Annotated in this window: 9 protein-coding genes; 1 reads left to right on the forward strand and 8 read right to left on the reverse strand. The window is 60.3% G+C overall.

Going from position 1 to position 10,597, the window contains the following annotated elements; all coding sequences use genetic code 11:
* Positions 1–11: 11 nt before the first annotated feature.
* The 7 genes from NCT04_RS31430 to NCT04_RS31460 all read right to left on the reverse strand — a co-directional run bounded on the left by NCT04_RS31430 (position 12) and on the right by NCT04_RS31460 (position 7,969).
* The gene (locus tag NCT04_RS31430; protein WP_250469760.1) at positions 12–983 is read right to left on the reverse strand and encodes an ABC transporter substrate-binding protein; all 972 of its coding nucleotides are present in this window, start codon (positions 981–983) and stop codon (positions 12–14) included.
* Positions 984–1,236: 253 nt separating this feature from the next.
* Positions 1,237–2,178, reverse strand: a complete 942-nt coding sequence (locus NCT04_RS31435) for a LysR substrate-binding domain-containing protein (RefSeq protein ID WP_250469761.1) — start codon at positions 2,176–2,178, stop codon at positions 1,237–1,239.
* A gap of 49 nt (positions 2,179–2,227) precedes the next feature.
* A complete protein-coding gene (locus NCT04_RS31440) occupies positions 2,228–2,758 on the reverse strand; it encodes a carboxymuconolactone decarboxylase family protein (protein ID WP_250469762.1) in 531 nt (176 codons plus the stop codon).
* A 23-nt stretch (positions 2,759–2,781) separates the two neighbouring features.
* Positions 2,782–4,815, reverse strand: a complete 2,034-nt coding sequence (locus tag NCT04_RS31445; RefSeq protein ID WP_250469763.1) for a tripartite tricarboxylate transporter permease — start codon at positions 4,813–4,815, stop codon at positions 2,782–2,784.
* Positions 4,816–4,888: 73 nt separating this feature from the next.
* Positions 4,889–5,743 (reverse strand): amidohydrolase family protein, encoded by an 855-nt coding sequence (locus tag NCT04_RS31450; protein ID WP_250469764.1) that lies wholly within the window; start codon positions 5,741–5,743, stop codon positions 4,889–4,891.
* 39 nt (positions 5,744–5,782) lie between these two features.
* Entirely contained in the window at positions 5,783–6,820 is a 1,038-nt protein-coding gene (locus NCT04_RS31455) for a Bug family tripartite tricarboxylate transporter substrate binding protein (protein WP_250469765.1), read from the reverse strand.
* Positions 6,821–7,009: 189 nt separating this feature from the next.
* Positions 7,010–7,969 carry a LysR substrate-binding domain-containing protein gene (locus NCT04_RS31460; RefSeq protein WP_250469766.1) on the reverse strand — a complete coding sequence of 320 codons (960 nt, stop codon included), beginning with the start codon at positions 7,967–7,969 and terminating at the stop codon, positions 7,010–7,012.
* 171 nt (positions 7,970–8,140) lie between these two features.
* Between NCT04_RS31460 and NCT04_RS31465 the strand changes: the two genes are divergently transcribed.
* On the forward strand, positions 8,141–9,169 hold the full coding sequence (locus NCT04_RS31465; protein WP_250469767.1) for an ABC transporter substrate-binding protein: 1,029 nt from the start codon (positions 8,141–8,143) through the stop codon (positions 9,167–9,169).
* Between the two features lie 44 nt (positions 9,170–9,213).
* Here the strand turns inward: NCT04_RS31465 and NCT04_RS31470 are convergent, their stop codons facing one another.
* Positions 9,214–10,353 (reverse strand): porin, encoded by a 1,140-nt coding sequence (locus NCT04_RS31470; RefSeq protein WP_250469768.1) that lies wholly within the window; start codon positions 10,351–10,353, stop codon positions 9,214–9,216.
* Between the last annotated feature and the right edge of the window lie 244 nt (positions 10,354–10,597).

Consider the following 10,597-nt stretch of genomic DNA (forward strand, 5'->3'; position numbering starts at 1 on the left):
TTCCGTGTGATTTAAACGCGAGGATCGACGAACAACTCGTTCATGGACATGCGACGCGGCGTCAGCCCCTGTTTGAATGCGGTTGCTTCGAGTGCTTCGATCGTTTTGCGGTTTTCCTCGATGCCGTAGGGCAGCGGATCATTCCCCACGATCTTTTGCAGTTCGATGTATTTCCTGTTCTTCTTGTCGTTCAGTTCGCCCGCGTTCAGCTTCGCGAGCCACTCCTTCTTGGCGCGGTCGAAGGCTTCATAAATCGACTTCGCCACCCACGGATGCTCCGCAAGCACTGAATCCTTCACGACGATGGTGCCGTGCATCGGATACACACCGGTGCGGGCGTAATACCCGGCTTCGAGTTCGTCCGCGTTAGGGAACATGTCCGGATAATCGGCCTCGACTTCCTTCCAGCCGCTGGTCGGATCGCCCGTGCGGCCAATACCCGCGTTACCGTGGAAACCGGCGACCAGTTCGCCCTTCGCCATCATGTCCGCCAGCGACGTGCCCTTGGGCGCGTGAACCACGTTTGGCGGCAGTTGCAGTTGCGTGACGTGTTCTTCGTCGTCGACGACCCACGTGACCTTCGACGGATCGAGATCGAATTCGTCGATCAGAACCTGCCGCGTCCATGCACCCGTCGTCACCGAATAGGCTCGCACGCCGACTTTCTTGCCTTCAAGATCCTTAGGCGTCTTGATGCCCGCATCCGGGCGCACCAACAGTCCGGAATGATGAAAGCGGCGCACCACGAAGATCGGCAGCGCGACGAAAGGTGCACCGTAAGCGCGGGCGATGATGTAGGTGGTCGGGGCCAGCTCGCACACATCGAATTCGACATCGCGAACCATCCGGCGGAACGCGCCGATCTGCGGCTGAACCGTGATGAACTCCGCGTCGACACCTTCGATCGGGATCGAACCGTCGCGGATGGCCGAAGTGTGGGGATGCTCGGCGATCGCGAGCGTGAGATGGACTTTCTTGGTCAATTCAGTCTCCTTTGAAGGAATGATCGATCGAGCCGCCGATTCATTCGTGACGTCTTGATGCGGCGATTCGAGCAGCTACGTGGTCGTGCTTCGTTGATGAGATGATCTTCGAGACCATCAACACCGTCTATTGAAAAATCCGGCGCACACCTTAACCGTTTGGTAAAGGGGCTTTATCCTTAGGTGGAATTTTATTATGTAATTCTAATTAAATGAACTTTAGAAACCCGACGACACGATACGACGTCGTCTCTTAGGTGGTCCCGCTCTGCAACTGCTGCGCGGCTTCTTCCAGACACGCGACCATGAGTTGAGCGCTGGGTGTGAGGCCCCGGTTGCGATTCCACAGCACGCCCGATGGCCTCAGCAACCGAGGCAAGGTCAAGGGCAACGCGTGCAGGGGCTGCGCGGCGTCATTGGCAGGCGTGCCCACCATCACCGCAATGAAGTCCGAGATCTGCAGATGCGCCCGTGTGACGTGAACGGATAAGGTCTCGATGTAATTGTTGGTCAGCGGCACATCGTGCGCCCGCAGCGTGCGATCTAGCGAATCCCTCAGGATCGAGCCCTGCGGCGGCAGGATCCAGGGATAAGGCACGAGGTCGGACCAGTCCAACTTCTTACGCCGCGCCAACGGATGATGCCGTCCCGTCATCAGGGTCACGGGCTCTTCAAGCAGCGCCTTTTCCTCGAAGCTGCCGAGCGTGTCCGGCGCGGGCAACCGCCCGACGATCAGGTCGAGACGTCCTTGCCACAGTTCAGGGAGCAACGCGCCGCGCGTGCCTTCGACCACGCGCACATTGGTCCCCGGAGACTGGATCTTCAACAGATTGAGCGCCTGCGGTAACAGCGCCGAGGCAGATGCGGGCAACATGCCGATGTGAACCTTGCCCTCGGTGCCCGAACTCAGCGCTTTCATTTCGTCGCGCGCCTGATGCAGGATCGTCAGCATCTCACGCGCGTGGCGGATGAGGCATTCGCCGTGTGCAGTCGGCACTAGACCCTGCGCCGTGCGTACAAAGAGCGTAAGTCCGAGTCCACGTTCGAGCTCCGCCAGCGACTTCGATACCGCCGGCATGGTGACGTGGGTGACTTCCGCCACCTGCGTCAGATTGCGATACGTGTCGATGCTCACGATCAGGCGCAGATGCCTGGCCTTGAGATTCACTTGCAAATAGCCGTCCAGCCCTGTCACGTCAAACCTCCCCTCAACTTCACGATGTTGATCCGCACCGGCTGTCCGTTCAATCCTTGGGTTTGAGGTCGTGCAGCGTCATGCCGAGCGAGATCGAGGTGAAGTAGCCGATCGTGACGAGCAGTTCCGCGATGACCGCCCGCCCCAATTCTGCATCGTATCTGACGAAACGTGCATCGTCGATCGTGCCGCCCGCGAGGAGGTCGCTCACCGCATCGCACACGAGTCCGAGACGCCCCGGTTCGGCCTCAGGAGAGCGCTTATCCAGGATCGCCGCGACAACCGCCTCGGGCACGCCTGCCTTCAGCGCATGCCGGTGATGATTGGCGATCACGTACGGCGCATTCCAGAACACCGCCGTGGCGAGAATCGCCACTTCGGTTTCCGCTTCGCTGAGCACCGGCGAGCGATCCACATGCGTGCCGATGATCTCCATTCCCTCCGCCAGGCGCGGATTGTGCAGCCAGATATTGAACGGCGTCGGAATGCGCCCGCGCCCTGCGCCCAGTTGCGCGATGACGCGCTTCTGTTCATCCGTGGCCTGTTCAGCGTCGATGCGCGCCAGCCGGTCTTGCGTCATGTGCTTGTCCTTTTGTAGAAAACTCAGTTTCCTCCAAGCCCCGGCAACCACTGTCCGAGGAGGCTGTCGGGCCAGGGAATATGAAGAATCCGATCGAACACGAGGTAGAGAAACGCCGTCACGCCAAAAGCGAGAATCAAGCTGAGTTTCCAGGGCTCGCGACCTTCAATACGCATGTACGCTGCGATCATCACCGGTACGGTGGGCAGCATGCCGATCAATGACATGCAGACCAGAAACGCGAGGAACCAGCCGAAGAAGCGTGCCGCGCGTGTGAGCACGGTCTTGCGGGAGAGCTTTTCATCGTGATCGCTCGATACGTCCATATGAACGCCGCCGCCTGAATGCGCCTTGCCATGCGCCGGGATAACAAACACCTTGTAGGCCAGACTCACGCTCCCCGCGATCACCAAAATGCTTGCCACGACAGTCGGCCCGATCCGCGCCATGAGCAGCCAGTTCTGCGAACTCACCAGCATATACAGTCCGATGCCAATGAAAAATGCATACACGAAGTCTTCGCGCTTCAGAACGATCGAGCCGCTCGGCTTGAACTGCGCGATGCCGCCGCGGCGCAATGCTGTGAACAGTGGTTTAAAGAAAACCAGCGCGGCAAGACTCAGCAGTACGATCACAACGGGACGGGTCACCCACTCCGTGCCGTAGCGCACAAAAGAGATCGACATATAGCGCTCCATCAGCACGCCCAGCACGAGACCGAGAATCAGCGGCGGACGCGCCCATCTGAGTCGCTTCATCGTCCAGCCGATGGCACCCGCGATCAAAAGCACGAACAAATCGCCCCAACTGCGCGATCCCTGAAACGCGCCAACGTAGATCACCGGCATGATGACCGGAAGGATCAGCGTATAGCGCAACGTCGAGACCTTGGCGAACTGACCGCTCAACAGAAAACACAGTCCCGCGCCGAAGATGTTGGCGAGCGCGATGGACCAAACCATCGAATAGGTGAAGTCGAGGTGCTTGGTCAGCATGTCGGGACCGGGAATGAACCCATGCACCATCATCGCGCCAAGCAAAATGGCCTGAGCCGCGCCACCCGGCACGCCGAAGGACAGCATCGGCACAAGACTGCCGCCTTCGCGCGCATTGTTCGCAGCCTCCGGTGCGATCACGCCGCGCACATCACCCTTGGTGAAGGTCTGCTTTGCGCCCTTCGATGTCTGCAACGCATGTCCATACGCGATCCAGTCCGTCACCGCGCCGGTGATACCAGGCACAGCACCTAGGATCGCGCCGAGGGTGCCACAACGCAGCACCAAGAACCAATTGCGAAAACTGTCGACGACGCCCTGACGCATGCCCTGCCGCGACGTGAACTGCACGTTCTCGGCGATTGCCGCACGCCGGATCGCCAACTCGCACAGCTCGGGCAATGCGAAAATGCCGAGGATGATCGGCACTAGCGGAACGCCGTCCTGCAGATAGAGAATGTTGCCGGTCCAGCGCATCTGGCCAGTCGCGACGTTGGTCCCGATCATCCCGACGAGGATGCCGAAACACGCCGCGACCACGCCACGCAGTGGCGCGTTTCCCGACAGCGCGGAGACCATCGATACGCCGAAAATCGTGAGCGCGAGCATTTCGGGCGTGCCGATGGACAACACGAACGGCCGGACCAGCGGCAGCGAGATCGCGAGGATGACCGCGCCGATCAGTCCGCCCATCAGCGAAGACATGTAGCACGCGCTCAATGCCCGCGATGCCTCGCCGCGCTTGGTCATTGGCAGGCCGTCGAGCACGGTTGCCTGGGACGCCGCGTGCCCCGGCACGCCAAACAGCACGGCGGGAATCACATCCGATGTCGTGATGACCGACGCCATGCCGAGTAACATGGCGAACGCGGCATACGGGTCCATCGTGTAGGTGAACGGCACCAGTAGCGCGAACCCCGTCAGCCCGCCGATTCCCGGCAACAAGCCGATCGCCAGCCCGACTGTCACGCCGAACACCAGAAAGATGATGCGGTTGAACTGCAGGATCGTCGACAGCGCGTGTCCGGCCGCCATCAACGTTGCATCGTTGAAGAACTCCATGTCTCATCCTGATGGTTGGCGAGCGTCGTGGGCTCACCTGTTTTTAGGTCCAAGGCGAACCGCGCCCGATCGATCAGCCAGCGAGCATCGGATAGAGCGCCTTGGCCGTTCGTCCCCAGATCCATGCGCGCGCCTCGTCGTCGAGATTCGCGAAACACGCTTTGCCCTGTTTGATGAGCGTTTTCAACGGCCCCGCCGATGCCGGATAGTTCGAGCCGAACGCGAGATGATCCGCGCCGAAAATTTCGACGAGCTTTGCGAAGAACGGTGCCGCGCCACCGGGCGCTGCCTGCGCGAGATCGAAAGTGCGTGGCGTGATCTTCATGTACACGTTGTCGTACTTCGCAAGCGCAAACAGACCCCCGCACTGCGCATAAGGCGGGCCGTCTTCCAGATTCGGCCGGCCGCAGTGATCCAGCACGATCTTCACCATGGGAAATCGTTCGGCGAGCTCGGCCACCATCAACAGGCCATCGGGCGTGGTCTGCACCGCCATCGTCATGCCGATTTCGGCGCAACGCTGCCAGATCGGGAAAGTCGCGGGATTCACGAGCCAGCTTCCGTCGCTCTGATGCGTCGCACCGCCGGTGAATAGCCGGATGCCGCCCATGCCGCGTCCGAGCCAGTGGTCGAATGTCGTTAGCGCGTCGGAGGCGAGAAGGTCGAAGGAATAGACGCCCGTGAAGCGGTCAGGCTGCTTCGCCACGCTGTCTGCGACATAGCCATTGTTGGTGCCGTAGGTCGTCGACGAATGCACGATCGCGGCTTTCGACACGCCGGCTTCGTCCATCTCGGCGATCAGTTGCTCGAACGTGACGGGACGAGTCGCCGACCATTTCGAACGATGTCCGTGCTGAGGCGCAATCGGATACCGCACGGTATCGGTCGAGATGATATGTGGATGAATATCGAGGATTTCGGGCGTCATTTGGCTTTACCGTTCAGTGATGGTGTGCTTTTGCGTCGCTCAGTGAGCGCTGAAGATGAGCTTGCGCGCATCCGCGAGTTGCGGTTCGGGCGTGGCGTATAGCTTCGCGACGATCTGCTCGACTGCATTGCCGTCGATCGGATCGATGGGATAACCCGACTGCTTCATTGCATCGATGAAGTCGGGGTCGGCGATGGTCTTTGCAAAGGCCTCGCGCAAGGCATCGAGCCGGTCTTGCGGCACATCTTTTGGCACAGCGATCGGACGGCCCGCCTGAAACGGCAGGATGAACAGATTGAACAGCGCCTTCACGTCCGGCTGCGTGATATAGGACGACAGGTTCGGTACATCCGCGTAACCTGCGGGACTGTTCCAGCCGAGATGCAGCAGCACTTTCATCTTGCCGGTCTTGAGCAATCGCACCGGTTCGCCCTGCTGGAGACCGTCGATGGTCGAGGCCCAGCCGTCCACTTCGCCGCGCTGCATGGCCAGATAAACTTCGCCACGTCCGGTGTAACCCGGCACGATGCTCATCTTCGCGCCGATGTATTCGTCCAGCAGCGCGGGCAGCGTGCGGTCTTCGTTGGCGAATCCGGTCGCGCCGATATACATCTTCTTTCTTAGATCGTTGGCGCTCGTCACGCCTGAGCGAGTCATCGCGACCAGACAGTATTCGACCTTGTTGAGACTGCCCAACCAGCGCACCTGACGCGGATCAAAGCGATTCTGCCGTTGGTCGAGCAGCGGAATATAGAGATTATTCCGTTGCAAAAAGCCGATGACGGTGCCATCGCTCGGCTGGCGCGACTGGAGCGATGCCGCCGCGACCATGCCGCCCGCGCCCACCACGTTCATCACGATGGCTTTTGGATGTCCCGGCACATACTTGACGAAGAACCGCGAGAACTGCCGCGCGATGATGTCCGTGGGCGTGCCTGCGTCCGCGCTGACGACAAGCGTCAAAGCCTTGCCGCGGTAAAAATCCTCGACGGACTGACTGGAAGCGGGCGCGGCGGATGCCGTCGCGGCGAGGCTGAAGAGCGCCGCACACGCGCAGATCGCGGTCCTTAAATTCATGTTTTGACTGTCTCCGTAAGGATGCGCGGAACCGTCTTTATTGTGATCGGGAACGTGTCCCCCGGTCGCGGTTCGCGTCGTCGCCCGTCGTTCAATGAGCACGAAACCATTGTGCCAGCGGGTCTGGCGGGGCGGATTGAGTTATTCCGCTACGCAGTTGAGCAAATGGTTAAGGTGACGGCGAGGCGTTCAGTGCTTCTTGCGCGCTTCTTCCTCGAGGCGCTGGGCAGCGTCTTTGAGGCAGGAAAGCATGAGTTGCGCGCTGTGGGTGAGCGGGCGCGCGCGGTTCCAGAGCACGCCGGAGGGACGTAGCAGACGCGGCAGGCTCAAGGGAAGCGCATGAAGCGGTTGTGGATGACCGGTGTCGATTGCGGAGGCATCGGCCATAACGGCGATGCAGTCGGACACTTGCAAATGCGCACGGATGACATGCAGCGAGAGCGTTTCGATGTAGTTGTTGATCAGCGGCACGCCAAGCACTTCCAACGCGCGTTCGAGCGGATCGCGCAGGATCGACCCGAGAGGAGGAAGGATCCATGGATAGGGCAGCAGGTCCGCCCATTTGAGTGTTTCCCGACTCGCTAGCGGATGCTGCCGCCCTGTCACCAGCATGACCGGTTCTTCGAGCAGCTCCTTTTCGTCGAAGCTGCCCTGCGCATCGGGCGGTGGCAGACGACCGACCACGAGATCAAGATGACCCTGCCACAGTTCGGGGAGAAGCGACGCCGCCGAGCCTTCGACGATCTTCGCATTGGTGCCGGGTGAGCGTTGCTTGAGCAGGTGTAGCGCATGCGTGAGCAGGATCGACGCCGACACCGGCAGTACGCCAATCTCAATTTTCCCTTCGGTTCCCGCGCTTAGCGCCTGCAACTCATCGGCCGCCTGATGCAGCACGTGCAGCATCGAACGTGCGTGCCGCGTCAGACATTCGCCGTGTGGCGTGGGGACGAGACCCTGCCCCGTGCGGGTAAACAGCGCGACGCCAAGACCGTGTTCGAGCTCGGCCAGCGACTTTGAGACAGCGGGCAGCGTCACGTGCGTGACTTCCGCCACCTGACTCAGACTGCGGTAGGTGTCGATCGTCACCAGCAGGCGCAGATGCCGCGCCTTAAGGTTGACCTGCAGATACCAGTCGAGTTCTGCCGTCACGTTCGGGTTTCTCCCGGCATGAGCAAATGGTTAAGTTCTCGACGATTTTACTCAATCGACCTTACCAGCACGCAAAGGCAAAATCCGCTTTCGAATACGCTCGGCGGATCTTGTTCCAACGCGCGGTCCGACAACTTTCGGCCGGCTCGACCGGCGTCTGGAGACATGGAGATGACATACGACTGGACGCGTCGCGCTTTCCTGCGCAAAACGGGCGCGCTCAGTGCGGGCATAGCAACGGGTGCGCTCGCCGCGCCCTTATTCGCGCCCTTCAATGCGCGCGCGGCGACGAGAGAGATCCGTGTCGTCAGCAATCCGGGTTTGGAAAACGCGACGCTGAACGGACTGATGGACGAACTCGGCTACTTCAAGACCTATGGCGTCGATGCGCGCATCATCGAGGTACCAGGGCCGACGGGCCCGTTCGATGCCATCGCCGCCGGTTCGGCGGACATCTGCATGCTGTCCGGCTACAACCTCGTGCTGACGCGTATCGAACAGGGCGCGCCGGTCAAGATCGTCGGTGCGGGCATGAGGAAGTGCGCGCTGACGATCTTCGTGCGACCCGGTTCCGTAACGACGCTTGCGGGTCTTGAAGGCAAGACCATCGCGGTCGGACCGCAAGACGGGCTGCTGCACACGCTTACGCGTCAGATGTTGAAGGAGAAGGGCATCGACGCGTCGCGGATGAATTTCGTCGATCACGGAAGCAACGATCAGTGCTTCGATGCAGTTGCAAACGGCGCCGCCGATGCCTGCTGCGCAAGCATTTCCCATCTCAATGGCGATGCCGGACCGGTTGCCCTGCGCGAGGGCAACATTTGGCAGGCCCTGCCGCATTGCGTTTTTCAGACGGCGTATGCATCGGATAGCGCACTGCGCGACAAGCACGATGGACTCGTTTCGCTAATGGCGGCTTACGGCGCGCTCTACGACTATCTGATGTCACCCGCCTCGCACGATGCGTTCATCGATGCACGTAAGCGTGCCCAGAAGCGCTTCGACGCCGCGTCCGCGAACGCAATCTGGACCTTCAATCAGACGCAGCGTCCGTATGCGCGGGACTTGTCGCTGACGGAAGCCGAGATCGCATATTTGCAGGAGATGGATATCAGCGCGGGAAGCCTGAAGCGCAAGCAAGCGTTCGGCGCCGTGGCGGATATGTCGGCAGCGAGGGAAGCGGCGAAGCGTGTGCGCTAAATGCAAGGGGAAGCAAATGCTTCCCCTCTTTCTTGTTCGGACAGTCAGAACGTATGCCGAATGCCTGCGATGATGGAGATTTGTGATCCACCCGCGGTCGGCGTAGGCACGGGTGTGAGTGTGGTGGCCGCGAGTGCCAGGTTGCCGGAATTGTGGATGTGCTCGCCCGTCACATAGAGCAAGGTTCGCTTGGAGAGCAGATATTCGCCGCGCAGCACTTCGATCAGCGCTTTGTTGGGCGAATGCTCGTATCGGAGGTCCGCGACCATGCCGTCGATATGGAAAAACGGTGTCACGGGAATCGTGCCTGTCACCCAAAGCAGATTGCTTTTTGGCGTGGAGATGCCTTCGTCGTCACGCTTGATCCAGCCGATGCCGAACTTCGCCTTGTGAATAATGAAGTAACCGCCCAGAGTGAAGCGGCTGTCCGTGAGTTTGGGCGAAGTGAGCCCGCCCCATGTTGCTGACGTTCCGCCGTAGTTGCGTTCATAGGACGACGCAACGCCCCACGTGTGCCCTTCGTACTTGACCATCGCGGAATACTCGCGGCACTCATTCGACGGAGTTGTTTGACCGGGACAGTTCGAGGCAACGTTGCTGTTGCCCGCCACGGCATCACGGCCGAAGCTGTAGTTCACGCCACCTTCGAAGTCGCCGAGGAAGTAACGGTAGCTGACGGAGTTGTCCGCGCGCGCGTTGGCAATGCCGTTGTCGAGCGTAGTTAGGCCTTGCGCACCCGTTCCGAACGGGTTGATGAACGAAGTCGCGAAGAAGCGCATCGTGTACTGACGCCCAAAGGTCAGGCGGCCGTATTTGCCGTCGAGTCCGACGTAGGACTGCCGTCCGAAAAGCCGTCCGCCCTGCCGCGATGCACCGGTCGTCGGGCTGAATCCGCCCTGCAGGTCAAAAATGGCCTTTATGCCGCCGCCCAAATCCTCACTGCCCCGGATGCCGAAATACGAGGTCGCAGTGCCGTCACCTGTGCGCCAACCGTTCGCCGTCTTGTTCTTACCGTTGGCGACGTTGTTGACGAACTCGACGCCCTGATCGATCAGGCCGTACAGCGTCACCATGCTCCCGCCGACAGGCTGCGCTGGCGGTGCATCTTCTTCCTCGTCCTGAGCCCAGGCTGACGAGGTACACACAAGCGCAGCGCAGACGCACATCGCGGTCCGGTATTTCATTACTATGTCTCCGTCGTGGTGCTCGCTGAGTCGGGAAAGCCTTCCCGTGCCCGTGAGCCTCTTCGTTTATTGATGCAGTGACGGAATTTTGCCAGCGCAATGTCATCTATAAGTTGAAAAAAACGGCGTTCTGATTGAGCAAATGGTTAATGCCGTTAGACGGGCGGTGGAACAGCCCCGTGAAAGACCGGACACAGTCTCCCACTTACAATAGCGGGTAGGCATAAGACTGTGTATATGACTA

Source organism: Caballeronia sp. GAFFF2, assembly GCF_023631485.1.
GTDB lineage: Bacteria > Pseudomonadota > Gammaproteobacteria > Burkholderiales > Burkholderiaceae > Caballeronia.